This window comes from Caballeronia terrestris (assembly GCF_001544515.1).
Classification (GTDB): Bacteria; Pseudomonadota; Gammaproteobacteria; order Burkholderiales; family Burkholderiaceae; genus Caballeronia; species Caballeronia terrestris.
Window position 1 is genome coordinate 1 of record NZ_FCOL02000504.1, and the last position, 965, is coordinate 965.

Genomic DNA, 965 nt, shown 5'->3' on the forward strand with positions numbered 1-965 from the left:
GGGCAAGCCCTCGTCGTCGCGTGCGGCCACCGGTATCCAGTGCGCAAAGAGCGCGCCGGTCGAGTAGACCTTGTGACCCGACAGCACGACGCCCCGCGCCTTGCGCCGCACGCGTGTCTCGTGCCCGGACGGCAGACGGTCGCCCGGCTCGGCGGTGGCGTTGCCGAAACGTTCACCGGCGAGCGCGCGCGAAAAGAAGAATTCCTGCTGTGCGGGCGTACCGTCGTAGCGCAGTCGTTCGAGCGTGGCGAAATGATTCTGCGGAATCTGCCCGAGAGACGGGTCCGCTGCCGAGATCGATTCGAAAACGTCCGCAATGGTTTGCACCGAGAGATCGGCGCCGCCGAACTCGCGCGGCACGCTGATGCCCCACAGCCCCGACTGGCTGAACGCCTCGACTTCGGCGCGCGGCAGGCGACGCTCGCGATCTCGCTGCGGTGCATCCGCTTCGAACTCGCGCGCAAGACGGCGCGCAACGTCAAGCGCTTCTTCGTCCGAGCGAATGATTGCGGTTTGCGTGGCGCTCGGGCGCTCCAGAATGATGGTCATGCGGTCGTGGTCCTCTCTTATCGATTACGTCGCCTTACGCGGCCTGATGCGCGCGGACGTATTGGCTCTCGGGGCGCGGCAGGCCAAGGTGCTCGCGCAGCGTCGAGCCCTGGTATTCGCGCCGGAAAATGCCCTTGCGCTGCAAGAGCGGAATGACGTGATCGACGAAAGCGGCGAGGCCCGACGGAAAGACATCGGCGTTCAGGTTGAAGCCGTCTGCGCCGCGTTCGTCGAACCAGCGCGCGATGTCGTCCGCGATCTGCTCCGGCGTGCCGACGATGATCCGATGCGCGCCCGGATTTCGGTCGAGCAGATCGCGCACGGTGAGGTTTTCGCTTTTCGCGAGCGCGACCGTCGAATCGACGAAACCGCGCGAGATGTCCGAACGCGCGACCTTTTCGATGCGCTCGTAAGGC

1 protein-coding gene and 1 pseudogene are annotated in these 965 nt (G+C 65.8%); both read right to left on the reverse strand.

The window, feature by feature from the left end:
* A partial coding sequence (locus AWB67_RS38585) for an acyl-CoA dehydrogenase family protein (protein ID WP_200822441.1) occupies positions 1-549 on the reverse strand: 549 nt, incomplete at its 3' end.
* 34 nt (positions 550-583) lie between these two features.
* Positions 584-965: pseudogene (locus tag AWB67_RS38590) on the reverse strand (LLM class flavin-dependent oxidoreductase); the annotation flags it as partial.